We start from the raw sequence: 16,190 nt of genomic DNA on the forward strand, positions 1-16,190 counted from the left end.
GGTTACTCCTGTCCGATCTTCACAGCGCGGCCGGAGCGTGCGGATTCTTCGGCGGCGTTGGCCAGCACGAGCGCCTGCACACCGTCATCGAATCCGGGGCTGCAGGCCGTTCCGGTGCGGATTGCCTTGGCGAAGGCGTCGAGTTCGTTTCGGTAGGCGTCGACGTAGCGTTCGAGGAAGAAGGGCAGGTATGCGTTGGTTTCTTCAGTGCCGGCGGCGCTGTACTTGCGGACCGTGGTGGGGCTGACGTTGCCGGCGTTGAGCATTCCTTCGCTGCCGAACGCTTCGAGGCGTTGGTCGTAACCGTAGGCACTGTGCCGGGAGTTGGTGATGGTGATGAGTTCGCCGTTGCGTCCCCGCAGCGAGATGACCACCGAGTCGAAGTCGCCGGCCTCCTCGATGTAGTCGCAGAAGACGTTGGCGCCGGAGGCGGAGACTTCGATGATGTCCGGGACGAAGAACCGGGCCATGTCGAGGTCGTGGATGCTCATGTCCCGGAAGATGCCACCGGAGGTCGCGATGTAGTTGGCCGGCGCGGGAGCGGGGTCACGGCTGATGATGGTCAATTGTTCCAACTGTCCGATTTCCCCGGCGCTCACGCGGGCTTGGATGGCTGCGAAGTTCGGGTCGAACCGGCGGTTGAAGCCCAGCATGAGCGGGGTGTTGTTGCCTCGGATCTCATCGCGGCAGGCCAGGACGCGGTCGATGTCGAGATCGATCGGCTTTTCGCACAGTGCTGCCACTCCCTGGGACATGGCCCGGGAGATCAGCTCCACATGGGTGTTGGTGGGGGATCCGATGATGATGGCATCCAGGTCCGCGTTGGCGAAGACCTCGTCAGCGGTTTCGACAGCAACCGCTCCGGTGCCCGCAGCGAGGTTGGTGGCTCCTTCGATGAAGGGGTCAGCAATCCAGGCCAGCTCAAGGTCCGGGTGAGCGGCGATGTTGCGGGCATGGACCTGGCCGATGCGGCCGGAGCCGAACAAAGCGACTTTCAAAGGTCGTTCAGTGGACATGTTTGGGGTCCTTTCTAGCGGGTGGCCCGCACCGGGTGGGGTTGGGTTGCTGGTTCGTGGTCGACGTCGACGGTCATCCCATCGTTTTCCATGGATGTGACGAGCGCCTGCGCGACGCGGGTGGCATTCATCGCCTCTGTTGCCGTTGCCAACGGTGAGGGTCTGCCTGTGGCGAGGGAGTCGACCCAGGCCTGGGTTTGCCGGCGGTAAGCATCGGCGAAAACAGGCCGCCAGTCGCCGGGATAACCATGGCTCTGTTGGAGGCCGTGGTGCAGCGTGGTCTGCTGCGGCCGGGCCATTTCCATACTGCCTTGCTCTCCGACAACTTGGCAGCGGACATCGTAGCCGTACCTGGCGTTGACGAAGACGTCCACGATGGTCAGTACGCCGTCTGCGGTGTAGAGATGGAAAACCTGGGGATCCTGGCGGGTGTCTTCGCTGGTGCTTCTCGGCGCATGCCAACTGACTTTATTAATGGGTGAATCCAGGAGCCATGCGGTGATGTCGATTTCGTGGATACCGGAATTGGTGATGGTCGATGCCGAATCACCTCCGGGGTAGGAGTGCACGTTCCGGTGGGAGCTAAGCATCATCAGGGGCCGGCCTATGGTGCCCTGCTGCAGTTTGGCCTTCAGGTCCTGGTACGCGGGGTGGAACCGGCGCATGAACCCCACGGAGACTTTTGGATTGCCGGTTCCCAGGGCTTCGAGGTCCACGATTGCCTGGCATTCCTCGATGGTGGGGGCCAACGGCTTCTCGCAGAGCACGGCTTTACCCTCCGCGAGGCAGGCCTTGACCTGGTCGGCGTGCACGCTGTCGTGAGATGCGATCAGTACCGCGTCGACAAAGGGGGAGGCGATGAGCTTCTCCGCCGAGTCGAAACTGCGGGCACCGGTGTGTGCGGCAACGGTTTGTGCCCGGTCGTACATGGTGTCCGCGACGGCCGTGACTGTCGCCCCGGAGATGCTGCCCTGCAGGATGCGGGCGTGTTCGGCGCCCATGACACCGGTTCCGATGACTCCTACGCGGACTGTCATGGCTGCGCCACCGCCATCGGTGCGCGTCCTGCCAGAACGTCGACAACGCCCTGGGCCGCGTCCCTGACGGTGTGAGCCATCCCCTGTTTGGTGAATCCCATGAGGTGGGGTGTGAGGGTCACGTTGTTGTGGTCGAAGATGGGGTGGTGGGTCGGGGGTTCCGGGTCGAAGACGTCAAGCCCGAGGCCGCTGAGCTGCCCGGACTGCAGTGCCGCATAGGCGGCATCAAGATCGATCAGTCCGCCGCGGCTGCAGTTGATGATGACGGCACCGTTTCTCATCGTGTGCAGGCGTTCAGTGTTGATCAGGTTCCGGTTCTCAGCTGTCAGCGGTGCGTGCAGGGTCACGAAGTCGCTGTTGTGGAGGAGTTCTTCGACGGTGTCGCACCGGTTGGCTTCGGGAATTTCTGCGTAGGGATCGTAGGCGAGAACATTCAGGTCGAAGGCTTCGGCGATCCGTGCCACGCGGCGGCCGATGCGGCCGTAGCCGATGATGCCCAAGGTGAAGCCTTCAAGGTCACCGACATCAACGCCTGACCGTTCGTCCCAGCGGCCTTCCCGTACCAATGCGGTGAGTGGGGCGAGCCGTTTCACGAGCGCCAGGAGGTGGGCGAAGACTCCTTCGGCGACGGAGGCGGTGTTGCTGCCGGGAGTGATGACAACGGGGATGCCCCGGCGGTCCGCCTCGGCGACGTCGACCAAGTCGGTTCCCACTCCGGTGCGGGCAATGACCTTAAGGGCTGGCATGCGGTCCAGCAGGTCCCTGTCCACGCGGTAGGCGGCCCGGACGATGGCAGCTTCCGCGGTGGCCAGATCCTCGTCAGTGGGGTTCAGCACCAGCTGTTGGTTTTCGGCCAGGAGGGGCTGCACGAGGTCGGGTTCGACACTGCCGAGTGCGACAAGTTTTTGGGTGTTGTTAGGCGAGGCCATCGTCATCCTTGAAGATGTGGAGTATGGAGCGGCACCTCAGGTGCCGGATGTGGTGGTGTTTTTTAGAGCCCGGTGAGGCTTGAAGTCCGCACGACCAGGCGCGGTGCGATGGGGTGGTGCACGAAGCCGTTGCCCTCGCCGTGAATGCGTTCGAGGAGTGCCTTGGCGCCGGTGACGCCGATTGCGCTGCTGTCCGGGTCAACGGTGGTCAGACCGAGGCGAGGCATTGCCCCGAGTGCGATGTTGTCGTACCCGGTGATCGCGACTTTGGCTCCGCACTCATCGGCTGCCGTCATCGCCCCCAGGGCGGCGAGATCGTTCAGGCAGGCCAGTGCAGTCGGGCGCAGATGCTGTGAGCGGGATGAGTTCAGGGCTTTTTGCGCGGCGACGTATCCGGATTCCTGGTAGAAATCCGCGTCGACGACACTGATGTGCCTGGAGAGGCCGTGTTCTTCCATGGCCGCGGAGTACCCGTCCACACGTGCCCTGCCAACCGAACCCCCAAGGCCGCCAAGGTGCACGATGTTCTCGTGTCCTTGGGCTATCAGGTGCTCGACGACCATGACCATGCCGTGGGTGTCATCGGATCTGACGACGTCGGCGGTGTCGATGTAGTCGGGTCCGCCGCCGGCGAAGACAACAGCCCCGCCGGAGACGGCCCGGTTGAACGGTGCCTTATCGGGCACCGTTCCGATGACGAGGAGCCCGGAGACGCGCAGGTCCCGGAAGGCTTGGAGGATGGACTGGTCCACTCCCCTGTCCTTGGCCGTGACCGCACTGAACAGGACGGTGTGTCCTGCCTCTTCGAGCACGGGGCGCGCGGCGTCGGCGACATCGAAAGCCCAAGGGTTGTGCAGGTCGCTGACGAGGACGCCGATGTTGCCGCTGTGCCGTGTGGCCAGGGACCGTGCAGCCAGGTTGAGCTCGTACCCCATCTCCTCAACGACCTTCAGCACCCGCTGGCGGCGCTCGTCACTGACGCGGGGTGAATCGCGCAGAACGAGCGAGACCAAGGACTTGGAAACACCGGCGCGTTCGGCCACGTCCTTGATCGTGGGCCGCCGGTCGGATGAGGTGGTCATCATTACACCCGAGCTGCCGTGGTGCCGTGGATTTCCTCGAGCTTCTGCCATTGGCCTGAGTGAGCTGATTCTTCGGCGGCACTGACGATGGCCGCCGCGGAGGCCGCGTCGTGGATGTTGGAGTTTTCCTGGGGGCCGCCGGTGACAGCGAGCAGGAACTTCTTGGCCTCGATGACCTTCAGGTCGTCAAAGCCCATGCTGTTACCGGGTCCGGGCTGGAAGTGCGAGTAATCGCCGTGGCGTGGGCTGGCGTTGACCGTGGTGTAGCCCTGTTCGTCGTTATTGCGTCCCAGGCAGATCTTGAGTTCGTTCATGCGTTCGAAGTCCCACTTGAGTGAGCCTTCGGTGCCGTAGACCTCAATCTGGTAGCCGCATTCGGGGCCAACAGCGACGCGGGAGGATTCGATCGTGCCAACGGCGCTGGCGCCAACCGCGGACGGGCCGAAGCGGACCAGCGCTGCTGCGTAATCCTCATTCTCGACCTCCCCCATTTCACCGTTCTCGATTACCGCGAAGTGTGTACCCGAGCCCATGGCCAGTTTGGGGCGCTGGGTGTAGACGGTGCTTGTCAGCGCAGTTACTTCGGCGATGGGACCAACTACATACTGGCACAGGTCTGTGGCGTGGCTGAACAAATCCGCAAGTACGCCGGTTCCGGCGAGTTTGCGGTTGAACCGCCAGGACAGGGCGCCGTTGGGTTCGGAGGCGTATCCGGAGAAAAACACGGCCCGTACGTTCGTGATCCGGCCAAGGCGGCCTTCGGCGATGAGCTTGCGGGCGTGCTCCACGGCAGGTGCGTGGCGGTAGTTGTAACCGATGGAGGTGACAACCCCGGCTTCCACGGCTGCTTCCTGGACCGCTGCGGTCTCCTCGTATCCGCGTCCTACGGGCTTTTCGATCCAGAAATGCTTGCCGGCCTTCGCTGCTGCGATGCCGATCTCGGCGTGCAGGAAGTTCGGGGCGCAGATGGAGACGACCTCCACGTCAGGGTGGTTCAGGACATCGTGGTAGTCGGTGGTGCCTTCGGCGAACCCCAGAACGTCACGGGCGTAGTCCACACGGCTGGGCTCGGTGTCGGCTGCGATAACCAGCTTCGTGGTCAGGCCCAGTTCGGGGTAAGCGTAGGGCACGGTCTGGTAGGCGCGCGAGTGGAGCTTTCCCATCCATCCGACGCTGATGAGGCCGACACCGACGGTGCGGGATTCTTGGCTCACTTTCATGCCTTTCTTTTTGGTAAGTCTTGGTTAGTTGCGGGCGGAGTCGAAGGCGTCACGGAACGCGGCCGCCATGATGGTTGAGTCCGATCCGATGGCTACGAAGCGGAAGCCTTGCTGGACGTACTTGGCAGCAGCGACGCCGTCCACGGCGAGGATCCCGGCCGCTTTGTGGTGCCGTTCGGCCGCTGCCACTACTTTTTGCAGAGCTTCCTGGAAAGCGTTGCTGTCCAGTTGCAGCGGCACACCGAGCGCATAGGACAGGTCCAAGGGGCCGACGAAAAGAACGTCGACGCCGTCCTGGGCGGCGATGTCCTCCACGCTCTCGAGGGCATCGAGGGTCTCGATCTGGATGATGCCTACCGTGCTTTGCTCCTGCGCGCCCAGTGGTTCGCGGTCCATTCCCCAACGGCACGAACGGTTGTAGGTGGCCACACCCCGGTCCCCATAAGGCGGGTACAGCATGTGCTTGACGGCCTGGGCTGCCTCGTTGACTGAGTTCAGTCGCGGCACCATGATGCCGGCTGCGCCCTGGTCCAAAACGCGGCCGATTCGGATGCGTTCTCCGCTTTCGACACGGACGAGGGTGGGAACACCGTAGGCGCCTGCGGCAATGACGCCGTCGCGGACTGCGTCTTCGCCGCCGGAGCCGTGTTCGAGGTCGATCAGTACCCAGTCGGCTCCTGATGCTGCGCAGACTTCTGCTGCAGTGGCGGAGGCCATTCCGACGAAGGTGCCGACGGTTACCTCACCTGCGGTGAGGCGGCGGCGCAGTGCCCCGCCGTCGAGGGGTCCGGTGCTCATCCGAACCACCGCTGACGGGTGCGTGCGATCTCGTAGTCGGCGCGGAGGTCCTGAACCCATTCCTGCTCGGAAACCTCGGCGGGAGCAACATCCCACCAGACGTCTCCACCGGGAAGGTCCACATGCGGGACGGTGGGGACGACGATGACGACGGGGCCTGCGGTGCCACGGGTGGAGGCCAGGGCTTCGCGGACTTCGGCTGCTGAGGTGGCCCGGATGGCGAGGGCGCCGAGGCCTTCGGCGATCTGTCGGAGGTCGACCTTGAGGTAGTCGCCGTCCAGGCGGGCCTTGGCGGCGTCGTCAACTGCGACGCTTCCGGCGGTGGTGCGGTAGCGGAACTCGTTGCCGAATTCGCGTCCCATCCGGTTCATCTGCAGGCGGTGGATGACTTGGTAGCCGTGGTTCTCGGACACGATGACGGTGACGTTGAGGCCTTCCTGGGCCGCGGTGAGGATCTCCGTGGGGGCCATGAGGAAGGTGCCGTCACCGATGAAGGTGACCACGCGGTTGTCGTTGTTCCCTTCGGCCAGGCGGACACCCATGCCGGCGGCGATTTCGTATCCCATGCAGGAAAAACCGAATTCCAGGTGGCAGTTACGGTTGCCCGTGGCGTCCCACACCTTCTGCAGGTCACCAGGAGGTCCTCCGGCTGCCGCGATGATGGTGTCGCCGGAGCGGGCATGCTCCTGCATGAGGCCAATGAGCTGCGGCTGGGTCAGCACTGCCTCGGTGACAGGGGCGTGTGGGTGGTCCTCGGGACGGTAGGCGGTGTCAGCGTCGAGCCACTGGGCACGAATGGGCGCCCATTTAGCCTTCTCAGCTTGGACGGTTTCCTGCCAAGCTTCGGCCGTGGAGTGTCCTTCAAGGGCCTGGGCGAGGGCTTCGAGGCCGAGGCGCGCGTCGGCCAGGATGCCCGTGGCGCCTTGCTTGCGGGTGTCCGCGTCAACGATGTTCAGCGATGCGAACCGGACCTCGGGGTTCTCGAAGATCGACTGGGACCCTGTGGCGAAGTCGGTCAGGCGAGTGCCGACGCTGAGGACAAGATCGGCCTGCTTGACCAGGGCGTTGGAAGCGAAGTTGCCCTCGAGTCCCACACCGCCGACCTGCCACCACTCGTCCTTGGTAACCGCGCCCTTACCTCCGAAGGTTTCCGTTACGGGGATGCCGGTCTGGCCCGCGAAAGCCTCCAAGGCTGCATGGGCATCGGAGTAATGGATGCCGCCGCCTGCGATAACCACCGGGCGCTTGGCGTTGCGAACCAGCTCAGCAACCTCGTTTACCTCGTCAGCGGCAGGCAGCGGCCGGCGGATCTTCCAGTCACGGGGCTCGAAGAATTCAGCCGGGAAGTCGTAGGCGTGGGACTGGACATCCTGGGGAAGGGAGATCACTACGGCGCCGGTATCGGTGGGGCTCGTCAGTACCCTCATGGCCTGCGGCAGGGCGGTCAGCAGCTGCTCGGGGCGGTTGATGCGGTCAAAGAACCGGGAGACCGGGCGGAAGGCGTCGTTGACCGTTGCGTCCGCTTCGGTGGGGTGTTCAAGTTGCTGCAGCACCGGTCCCTGGTGGCGGGTGGCATACGTGTCACCGGGCAGCAAGAGCAACGGAAGCCGGTTTACGGTGGCCAGCCCGGCGGCGGTGACAAGGTTCAGTGCGCCGGGGCCGATGGAGGCCGTCACGGCCAGCACGGACTGGCGGCGGGTGGCTTTGGCGTAAGCGGTGGAAATGTGGGCCATGTATTGCTCGTGGCGGCCCTGGATGAACGGCATGTCGTCGGCGAGCTGGTCCAGTGCCTGGGACAGGCCGGCGACGTTGCCGTGGCCAAAAATGCCCAGCGCGGCAGGGACCAGGCGGCGCCGGACGCCGTCGGCGACGGAAAACTGTGCGGAAAGGTACTTGATGACCGCTTGGGCTGTGGTCAGCCGGATGGTCTGCGATGGTGTAGTCATTGCCTTGTTTCGTTTGTCGTTACCAGGGGCGTCCGTGCAGGACGATTGTCTTGTCTTCGGTCATTTCCTGGACGGCGGAGCGGACGCCTTCCTTGCCGATACCGCTGCCTTTGAGACCGCCGTAGGGCATCAGGTCAGCACGCCACAACGGAGACCAGTTAATGTGGATGTTGCCGGCGTCGATCTGCCGCATGGCCTGAACGGTTCCGGCGACGTCGTTGGTGAAGATCCCGGCGCCGAGGCCGTAGTCGTTGTCGTTGGCCAAGGCGATGGCGGATTCGATGTCCTGGGCTGAGGAAACAGCGACTGCCGGGCCGAACAGTTCGTTGCGGCTCAGGTTCGACCGGGGGTCAACACCGGCGACCACCGCTGGGGTCACAACTGCGCCGTCCCGGTCGCCGCCGGTCAGAACACGGGCTCCGGAATGGCGGGCCTCAGTGATGGAGGCATGGACGCGGGTGGCTTCTTCCTCGGAGATCAAGGAACCCAGCCGTGTGTCGTCTTCCTTCGGGTTGCCTACGGCGATGGCTTCGACCTTCGGCACCAGGGCGTCAAGGAAGTCCGCCTCCACGCGACGGTCGACGATGACGCGCTGCACGGAAATGCAGACCTGGCCGGCATTGATGTACCCACCGGCGGCAACAGCGCTGGAGGCCAGTTCAAGGTCGGCGTCGGGAAGGATGATGACCGGGCACGAAGCGCCAAGCTCCAGCGACAGCTTCTTGACCCCAGCGATGGAAGAGATATGCGTGCCGGTGCCGGTCGAACCGGTGAAGGAAACCTTGCGGACCCGGGGATCGGAGACCAGGACATCGCCCAGCGAGCTTCCAGGTCCGGTGATCACGGATAGTGCCTCCGGCGCCAGGCCGGCGTCAACGAAGCACTGTGCGAGCTTTAATGCCGTCAACGGAGTCGCCCTGGCGGGCTTGAGTACCACCGCATTGCCGGCTGCCAGTGCCGGGGCAATCTTGTGCAACACCAACAGCGCCGGGTAGTTGAACGGGGTGATTGCTACAACAATTCCCACGGGCTGCCGAAGCGTGAAACCCACCTTGTCCAAGCCGGTTCCGGCGTTGGCGTCCAAGGGAAGAGTGGAACCGTAGAGTTGGCTGCCTTCATAGGCCGCCAACCGGATGATGTTGCCGGAACGAGAGGCCTCGCCGCGGGCTTCCGTGATCGGCTTACCTGTCTCGGCGCTGATGGTTTGGGCGATATCCTCCGCGCGCTCATCTGCCAAGGCAGCCGCGCGCAGGAGGATATCGACCCGGGCGTGCGCGGGAGTGTTCCGCTGTACGTGCGCACCGATTTCTGCCCTGTCCAGAGCATCCTGGGCGTCTTTAACTGCCGCCACAGGGACCGTGTCGATCGTCCGGCCGTCAAAGGGCGAACGGACTTCTTCGGTCCTGCCGTCAGCGGCTCCTCGCCAGTTTCCGGCTACTAGCATTTCCATGGTTGCTCCATCCAGGTTGGTCGTCAGCGCTTAGTGGCGCTTGGTGGTGCTTTCAGCCGCTGCCTCGGTGACCTCAGCCACTTCAGCTTTGACTTCGTTCAGTGCCTCGGTGTGTCCGCCGAGTTGTTCGAGCTCGTGGGCGAGTTCGGCCAGTTCGGCACCGCCGGCCATCTGGGCCGTCAACTCGTCCAAGGTGATGTCCTTCTTGTCGTAGTAACCGATCGACTTGCCGCGCTTGAGCAGCAGGAACCGGTCACCGACGGGGAACGCGTGGTGGGGGTTGTGCGTGATGAAGATGACGCCGAGGCCGCGGTCGCGGGCCTGCAGGATGTAGCGAAGTACGACGCCGGACTGCTTGACTCCCAGCGCGGCGGTGGGTTCGTCGAGGATCAGGACCTTCGCGCCGAAGTACACGGCGCGGGCAATGGCCACACACTGGCGTTCACCGCCGGAGAGCTGGCCGATGGGCTGCTCCACATCGCGCAGGTCGATGCCCATGTCCGCGAGTTCCTTCTTAGTGATGTCCTTCATCTTCTGGACATCCATGCTCTTGAACGGACCAAAGCCGGTGGTCAGTTCGGAGCCGAGGAAGAAGTTCCGCCAAATCGGCATCAGGGGTACCACGGCGAGGTCCTGGTAAACGGTAGCGATGCCGGCGTCGAGTGCTTCCCTGGGTGAGTTGAACTTCCTGGCATCCCCCATCACGTTCAACGTGCCTTCGTCGTGCTGGTGCAGGCCGGCGATGATCTTGATCAGCGTTGACTTGCCCGCACCGTTGTCGCCCAGGACGCAGGTGACCCGGCCGTTGTCCACGGCCATGGTCACGTCCCGCAGGGCGATGATGTTGCCGTAGTGCTTGCCCACGGCTTCGAGGGAGAGCAGGTGCACGGGTGTGTGGGTCAAGGGGTCTTTCTCGTCTTTCAGCAGGGTTTGCTGGTCGATCTGTTGTGCATTCATTGGTCCGGCCCCTTACTTCAGCTCTGCCCGGCGTTTGACGATGAGGTTGACGATGGTGGCCAGCAGCAGCATCAAGCCCAGGAAGAACTTGAACCAGTCCGGGTTCCATTGCGCGTAGACGATGCCCTTGTTGGCCATGCCAAAGATGAAAGCGCCGATCGCCCCACCGACAGCCGAGCCGTAGCCACCGGTCAGGAGGCAGCCACCGATCACTGCGGCGATGATGTAGAGGAACTCGTTGCCCACGCCTTCGCCGGACTGCACGGCGTCAAAGGCGAAGAGGTTGTGCATGCCCAGGATCCAGCCGCAGAACCCAACGGCCATGAACAGGCCGATCTTGGTCTTGGTCACGGGAACACCCACGGCGCGGGCTGCGTTGGCGTCGCCACCGACGGCGAAGATCCAGTTACCGATGCGGGTCCGCAGGAGCACCCAGGAAGCAATCAGGACCAGGACGATCCAGTAGAAGACCGTGACTTTCACGTCCACGCCGGCGATATTGACCGAAGAAGCGAAGATTGACTTCGCGAGTGTGAATCCGTCCATCGAAGCAATCGACGGGGAAGAAACGGAACCGCCGATGAGCCGGGTCAATGCCAGGTTCAGGCCGGTCAGCATGAGGAACGTGGCGAGCGTGACGATGAAGCTGGGCAGCTTGGTCCTGACCAGGATCCACCCGTTGATGAAGCCGATGCCCAGGGAGACCACCAGCGCCAAGAGGACACCCACCCAGATGTTGGTGGAGAAGTACCAGCTGAACAGTGAGGCGGTCAGGGCCGAGGAGATGACGGCTACACCCGTGGAGAGGTCGAACTCGCCACCGATCATCAGCAGCGAGACGCCGACTGCCATGATGCCAATGGTCGATGAACCGTAGAGCACCGTCGCGAACGAGTTGGGCTGCAGGAACGTCGGGGCGACGACCGAGAAGAATACAAACAGGAGGATAGCGCCAACGAGAGCACCTACTTCGGGACGTGCCAGAAGTTGCTGAATCGGGCTGCGGCGACCGACTCGTTCGTCTTTGGAAGTCGACGAGGGCGCGGGGGCAGTTGCAGTAGTCATGAGGATTTGGCTCCTTGATGGTCCGGCCGCGCGATGCTCCAAGGCACCGCGCGGCCCGCAACTCTTCGGGTTAGCGGATGCCCTGCTGGACGTTCTTCAGAACGTCAGCGATGGTCGTCTTGTCAACAATGGACGGCCCGGTGAGGACAGCCTGGCCGCCGCCGACCTTGAATCCGCCGCGCTTGTTCTGCCACAGCCCGTCAACCGCGAGGTAGCCCTGCAGGTAGGGCTGCTGGTCTACGGTGAAGAGGACCTTGTCATCGTTGATGGCCTGAGCCAAGGCCGGGTTGAGGTCGAAGCTGGCGACCTTGATCTGACTGTTCGCGTCGGCCACAGCCTTGAGGATCGTGACGGTGTAGGGCGCACCGAGACCGACAATCACGTCAGCGTCCTTGGAAGCCTGTAGCTTGGCAGTTGCCGTGGACTGCACAGCCGTCATGTCCTTGCCATCTACATAGAGAATCTCAGTGGCAGGAACCTTTGCCTTCACACCCGCGCAGCGCTGCTCGAGCTGAACCTGCCCCTGGGCCATGATCACGCAGATGGGGTGCTTGTATCCGTCGGTTGCGAGCTTGGCACCGACGGCTTCGCCGGCCAGTGTCTCGTTGGAGCCGAAGTGGGTGAAGGCACCAAGCTGTGCTGAAACATCTCCACCGGCGTTGAAGCTCACCAACGGAATCCCGGCATCCTTGGCCTTCTTCATGACGTCCTTCATCGCGCCAGGGTTGGCGATGGTCACCGCGATGCCGTCAACCTTCTGGTCAATGGCTTGCTGGACCAGCTGCGCCTGGCGGCCGGCGTCGGAATCGTTGGTGTAAAGGATCTCGACGTTGTCTTTTGCAGCCGCTTCCTCGGCACCCTTGCGGACAATATCCCAGAAGGTATCGCCTGCTTCGGCATGCGTAATCAGGGCGACCTTCATGCGGGGGGTGCTGGCGACCTGGCCGCCCGATCCCGAGCCATCGCCTGAAGCTTCCGTCTTGCCGCCCTGGCTTGAACATGCCCCCAGTGCCAAAAGCGGTACCACGGCAAGCGCCAAAACGCTTCGCCGCCAATTGAACTTCGCCACGTGAAATCTCCTTTGATTCGCGTAAATTCTCGACCTATGTGCAGGCCCAGGCCCTGCTGGAATGAGAGGCCAGTACGGAGGTCTTGGATGTTAGAACGGAGTGTGATCCACTTCTCTTTGTGGAACGGTCCAACACTAGAACTAGAGATTACACGATGTCAATAGACCGTTCCAACGATGTGTGCTTTCATGATTACAGAACATCGCGTGACCCACGCCTCACTGCTTCGAAGGAGAACCATTGATCGACTTTTCGCCTCCTGAACTGGTTGCCTCCTGTTGGACCAGCGCCGGTGATACAGCACCCTTGAGAGTTCCAGAAACCAGTCCCGTCCCCATTGACGAACGGGTAGAAGCTCTCGCCTCGACCGGCTGGTCGGGCTTCGGGCTCGCCCACGATGATCTGGCAAAGGTGAAGGAAACCATCGGCTTCCGCGGCCTTCGGGAACTCATTGACAACGCAGGTTTCCGCCACATCGAGGTCGAGTTCCTGAGTAACTGGTGGGACGAATCAAAAGCCCACGAATGGCGGCCCCAGTTCGACCTGTTGCTGGAAGCTGCAGAGGTACTGGGCGCTAAGTTCATCAAAGTGGGGACCGCGTTCGGGGACGAACTTCCCGATTACACCCCTTTGGCCGTGCCGCTGCGCCGGCTCACGACGGAGGCGGTATCCCGGGGCACGCGGATCGCTCTGGAACCCATAGCTTTCTCCATGGCCCAGTCCATCCCGACATCCGCGGACCTGATGCGCGCCGTTGGACACCCCGGCTGTGGCCTTGTCATCGACTACTGGCACGTCTTCCGATACGGAACCACGCTGGAGGAGCTCGCCCGAAAGCTAACGGCAGACCAAATCTTCGCCGTTGAACTTAATGACGCCGACGCCGAAGTCCGCGGCAGTCTCTTCGAGGACACCCGCGACCACCGCCGCCTCTGCGGGTACGGCGACCAAGACGTCACAGGCTTCATCAACACGCTCCAAGGCATTGGTTTCAAAGGGCCGTGGGGTGTGGAAATTCTGTCCACCGAACACCGCTCGCTGCCGGTCCGGGAAGCACTTGAACTGGCCTATTCAACAGCGCAGCGGTGCTTCAAAGCGACCACTCATCCAGAAAACGTACTTGAACGTACCTGACCATGCACTCCAGGAGTACGCCTCTGGGGTCGTGAGGAGCAGTTTTGCAGGACAAACTTCATCTTCAACACGACTGGCTTCCCCTGGTCGGGGAGCTGGTGGAAATCCGTCACCAAGACAGATTCGTCAGGGCAGGATTCGTCGACGGCGTGACTTCCGACGGATCCATTCTTTGGCTGGCCGCCCACGGGGCCGAACCGCGCTCCATGTTTGAACGTTCCCAAGGCTTCAGCGTGTGGATCGAATACAAGTGGGAATCGACCCCCACCCACCAAAGGCCCCATGCACGCCTGCACTCCAAACCCGCGGCATAGCAACGCCGTATCTGCTTTTCCAAGCCCTTGTCCGCACCCCGCAGATCCTCCACGACGTAGCCGGACGACGGCCAATTCCCATGCAACTGATCCACTGCCACACGAAGTAGTGCATCTCTAACGCCGCAGATTCATCCACTCCGGCTAGCCGGCGCCTCAGCTGCGCCCTCAAATCAAGGAAACGCGAAGGAGCGTTCTAATGGTCCACAGCCTCGAAGTCACTTCCAGCACCGGAAGACGAAAGCAGCTTCCCGCCATGGGGCGGGGCGCGTACAACAAACGCCTGGGCATGATCACCGTCATAGCCACCTTCGGCGGTTTGCTGTTCGGCTACGACACCGGCGTACTGAACGGCGCGCTGGGCTTCATGAGCAGCTACTTCAATATTTCTGCTTGGGAAGAAGGCCTCATCACCTTCGTCCTTTTGATTGGAGCCGCCGTTGGCTCCCTCTTGGGCGGGAAGATCTCTGACAAGTACGGCCGACGCCCTTTTATCATCGTCCTAGCCGTCCTGTTCTTCATCGGAACAATAGGGTCTGCCCTCTCCACGCAATACGATGTGTTGCTTACGTTCCGCTTCATCCTTGGACTCGCAGTCGGTGGCGCGTCCGTCACCGTGCCCGTCTATCTTGCCGAAGTCGCCCCCTTCGAAAAGCGCGGAAGCCTCGTATCCCGCAATGAGCTGATGATCGTCAGCGGCCAGTTCCTTGCATTCCTGATCAACGCCATCATCGGCAACATCTGGGGCAGCCATCCTGACGTCTGGCGGTACATGCTTGCTGTCGCCGTCCTTCCCGCGTTCGTCCTGTTCTTCGGAATGCTGCGCATGCCGGAGAGTCCCCGCTGGCTCGTCTCCAAGGGCCGCGACGAAGAAGCCCACACTGTGCTCAGCACCATGCGCTCCAAGGAACGGGCAGACGCAGAAATGGCTGAAGTCATGGAATTGGCAGACCAGGAACGGCTCGAAAACCTCGGCTCGTGGAAGGAAGTCCTCTCCAACCGCTGGACACGACGACTGCTCTTCATCGGATTCGGAATCGGAATCTTCCAGCAACTGACCGGAATCAACTCCATGATGTACTACGGCACCCAGGTCCTCGAACAAGCCGGATTCGACCGGAACGCCGCACTTGGTTTCAACGTCCTCAACGGCGTCGCCTCGGTAGTTCCCATGCTCATAGCCCTCTACATCATCAACCGTGTCAGCCGCCGCAGCATGATGCTCACAGGATTCATCGGAACCACGACAGCCCACGCCGGCGTCGGACTAGTAGGAATCCTTCTCCCCGAAAACGACCCGATCCGCCCTTGGCTCCTCCTCGTCTTCATCCTCGCCTTCATTGCCATGATGCAGGCCACCATCGGCCCGCTCGCGTGGTTGATGATCTCAGAGATCTTCCCACTACGCATGCGTGGATTGATGATCGGGGCGTCGACACTCGTACTATGGCTCACCAACGCCGCCGTCTCGCTCGTCTTCCCGCCCGTGGTCGCTGCAATCGGCTTCGGAACATTCCTCCTCTTTGCCATACTCGGAATCATCGCCATCACCTTCACGGCAAAGTTCTTGCCCGAAACGGGCGGCCGCAGCCTGGAAGAGTTCGAAGAGAGCTTCAAGGTCCAAAACGCCTGACGCAATGCCTGGTGGTGGGGTACCCCACCACCAAGACACATAGGCCACTTCACGAAGGGACGCTTTTGCGCATGAAGCTCATAAGTCTCGGCGAAGCCTGATGGCTAAACGAGCACCGGGGAGATACCCCGAAGGCAAGGCATCCCCGAAACCAGTTTTCGCTGCCTTTCTAATAGAGCAAGCACACCGGCCCGACACCGTCGGTGATCTTGCCCGTGAAGCTCAGGCGACACAATTTGAAGGTTCTACAGTCAGTGACATGTGGGAACATCTTGAGCGCTTGGACGGGGGTGGAACCATCCGCGCAATGACGCAAGCGGAGCGGGAAAAAATCTGCTGGTTCTGGACTGGGAGGTCGGCAGGCAAGCGCATCTTCATGCGAGACGTGCTGATATCGGCAGCTTGCCCGGCCGACGACGACGCTGATCTTTTCATCCGCGCAGAGAACTAGGTGTGTTTCGGGTCCGAACAATGGCTCAAGAAGAGTTTTCTTGAGAACGGCAAAGTAAGACACTTCGGTAGGACGTGACCGCTGTTGA

At 62.2% G+C, this 16,190-nt stretch carries 15 protein-coding genes; 4 read left to right on the plus strand and 11 right to left on the minus strand.

Annotated features, from left to right (window positions below; all coding sequences use genetic code 11):
• Window positions 1-2: 2 nt before the first annotated feature.
• From iolG to ACFVSJ_RS21225, 11 genes are all read right to left on the minus strand, one after another.
• A complete protein-coding gene (gene iolG, locus ACFVSJ_RS21175; protein ID WP_387439055.1) occupies window positions 3-1,016 on the minus strand; it encodes an inositol 2-dehydrogenase in 1,014 nt (337 codons plus the stop codon).
• 14 nt (window positions 1,017-1,030) lie between these two features.
• Complete coding sequence (locus ACFVSJ_RS21180) at window positions 1,031-2,053, minus strand: Gfo/Idh/MocA family protein (protein WP_387439056.1); 1,023 nt, start codon at window positions 2,051-2,053, stop codon at window positions 1,031-1,033.
• The gene (locus ACFVSJ_RS21185; protein ID WP_387439057.1) at window positions 2,050-2,982 is read right to left on the minus strand and encodes a hydroxyacid dehydrogenase; all 933 of its coding nucleotides are present in this window, start codon (window positions 2,980-2,982) and stop codon (window positions 2,050-2,052) included. The genes ACFVSJ_RS21180 and ACFVSJ_RS21185 overlap by 4 nt, the downstream gene beginning before the upstream one ends.
• A 62-nt stretch (window positions 2,983-3,044) precedes the next feature.
• On the minus strand, window positions 3,045-4,064 hold the full coding sequence (locus ACFVSJ_RS21190; protein ID WP_387439058.1) for a LacI family DNA-binding transcriptional regulator: 1,020 nt from the start codon (window positions 4,062-4,064) through the stop codon (window positions 3,045-3,047).
• Between the two features lie 2 nt (window positions 4,065-4,066).
• Window positions 4,067-5,278, minus strand: coding sequence for a Gfo/Idh/MocA family protein (locus ACFVSJ_RS21195; protein ID WP_387439059.1), 1,212 nt, complete (start codon window positions 5,276-5,278; stop codon window positions 4,067-4,069).
• A 30-nt stretch (window positions 5,279-5,308) separates the two neighbouring features.
• Window positions 5,309-6,082: an HpcH/HpaI aldolase/citrate lyase family protein gene (locus ACFVSJ_RS21200; RefSeq protein ID WP_387439060.1), complete on the minus strand. Its 774-nt coding sequence runs from the start codon at window positions 6,080-6,082 to the stop codon at window positions 5,309-5,311.
• Window positions 6,079-8,028: a 3D-(3,5/4)-trihydroxycyclohexane-1,2-dione acylhydrolase (decyclizing) gene (iolD, locus tag ACFVSJ_RS21205; RefSeq protein WP_387439062.1), complete on the minus strand. Its 1,950-nt coding sequence runs from the start codon at window positions 8,026-8,028 to the stop codon at window positions 6,079-6,081. Before iolD ends, ACFVSJ_RS21200 begins: the two co-directional genes overlap by 4 nt.
• A 19-nt stretch (window positions 8,029-8,047) precedes the next feature.
• Window positions 8,048-9,478 (minus strand): aldehyde dehydrogenase family protein, encoded by a 1,431-nt coding sequence (locus ACFVSJ_RS21210; RefSeq protein WP_387439063.1) that lies wholly within the window; start codon window positions 9,476-9,478, stop codon window positions 8,048-8,050.
• A gap of 30 nt (window positions 9,479-9,508) precedes the next feature.
• Window positions 9,509-10,435, minus strand: coding sequence for an ATP-binding cassette domain-containing protein (locus ACFVSJ_RS21215; RefSeq protein ID WP_387439064.1), 927 nt, complete (start codon window positions 10,433-10,435; stop codon window positions 9,509-9,511).
• A 12-nt stretch (window positions 10,436-10,447) separates the two neighbouring features.
• A complete protein-coding gene (locus tag ACFVSJ_RS21220; RefSeq protein ID WP_387439065.1) occupies window positions 10,448-11,500 on the minus strand; it encodes an ABC transporter permease in 1,053 nt (350 codons plus the stop codon).
• A 70-nt stretch (window positions 11,501-11,570) separates the two neighbouring features.
• On the minus strand, window positions 11,571-12,569 hold the full coding sequence (locus tag ACFVSJ_RS21225; protein WP_387439066.1) for a substrate-binding domain-containing protein: 999 nt from the start codon (window positions 12,567-12,569) through the stop codon (window positions 11,571-11,573).
• 307 nt (window positions 12,570-12,876) lie between these two features.
• Between ACFVSJ_RS21225 and ACFVSJ_RS21230 the strand changes: the two genes are divergently transcribed.
• The 4 genes from ACFVSJ_RS21230 to ACFVSJ_RS21245 all read left to right on the plus strand — a co-directional run bounded on the left by ACFVSJ_RS21230 (window position 12,877) and on the right by ACFVSJ_RS21245 (window position 16,102).
• Entirely contained in the window at window positions 12,877-13,704 is an 828-nt protein-coding gene (locus ACFVSJ_RS21230) for a sugar phosphate isomerase/epimerase family protein (RefSeq protein ID WP_387439067.1), read from the plus strand.
• A gap of 44 nt (window positions 13,705-13,748) precedes the next feature.
• Complete coding sequence (locus tag ACFVSJ_RS21235) at window positions 13,749-14,018, plus strand: hypothetical protein (protein WP_179015024.1); 270 nt, start codon at window positions 13,749-13,751, stop codon at window positions 14,016-14,018.
• Between the two features lie 199 nt (window positions 14,019-14,217).
• Window positions 14,218-15,651 carry a sugar porter family MFS transporter gene (locus tag ACFVSJ_RS21240; RefSeq protein ID WP_387439068.1) on the plus strand — a complete coding sequence of 478 codons (1,434 nt, stop codon included), beginning with the start codon at window positions 14,218-14,220 and terminating at the stop codon, window positions 15,649-15,651.
• A gap of 100 nt (window positions 15,652-15,751) precedes the next feature.
• Window positions 15,752-16,102, plus strand: a complete 351-nt coding sequence (locus ACFVSJ_RS21245; protein WP_387439069.1) for a hypothetical protein — start codon at window positions 15,752-15,754, stop codon at window positions 16,100-16,102.
• Window positions 16,103-16,190 lie beyond the last annotated feature (88 nt).

Source organism: Paenarthrobacter sp. NPDC058040, assembly GCF_042885775.1.
Lineage (GTDB): Bacteria > Actinomycetota > Actinomycetes > Actinomycetales > Micrococcaceae > Arthrobacter.

Excerpts from the sequence above, each read along its gene's own strand:
- ACFVSJ_RS21200 (WP_387439060.1), bottom strand. The coding sequence starts at position 6,082 with ATGAGCACCGGACCCCTCGACGGCGGGGCACTGCGCCGCCGCCTCACC.
- iolG (WP_387439055.1), bottom strand. The coding sequence starts at position 1,016 with ATGTCCACTGAACGACCTTTGAAAGTCGCTTTGTTCGGCTCCGGCCGC.
- ACFVSJ_RS21220 (WP_387439065.1), bottom strand. The coding sequence starts at position 11,500 with ATGACTACTGCAACTGCCCCCGCGCCCTCGTCGACTTCCAAAGACGAA.
- ACFVSJ_RS21215 (WP_387439064.1), bottom strand. The coding sequence starts at position 10,435 with ATGAATGCACAACAGATCGACCAGCAAACCCTGCTGAAAGACGAGAAA.
- iolD (WP_387439062.1), bottom strand. The coding sequence starts at position 8,028 with ATGACTACACCATCGCAGACCATCCGGCTGACCACAGCCCAAGCGGTC.
- ACFVSJ_RS21240 (WP_387439068.1), top strand. The coding sequence starts at position 14,218 with ATGGTCCACAGCCTCGAAGTCACTTCCAGCACCGGAAGACGAAAGCAG.
- ACFVSJ_RS21180 (WP_387439056.1), bottom strand. The coding sequence starts at position 2,053 with ATGACAGTCCGCGTAGGAGTCATCGGAACCGGTGTCATGGGCGCCGAA.
- ACFVSJ_RS21210 (WP_387439063.1), bottom strand. The coding sequence starts at position 9,478 with ATGGAAATGCTAGTAGCCGGAAACTGGCGAGGAGCCGCTGACGGCAGG.
- ACFVSJ_RS21190 (WP_387439058.1), bottom strand. The coding sequence starts at position 4,064 with ATGACCACCTCATCCGACCGGCGGCCCACGATCAAGGACGTGGCCGAA.
- ACFVSJ_RS21245 (WP_387439069.1), top strand. The coding sequence starts at position 15,752 with ATGGCTAAACGAGCACCGGGGAGATACCCCGAAGGCAAGGCATCCCCG.
- ACFVSJ_RS21185 (WP_387439057.1), bottom strand. The coding sequence starts at position 2,982 with ATGGCCTCGCCTAACAACACCCAAAAACTTGTCGCACTCGGCAGTGTC.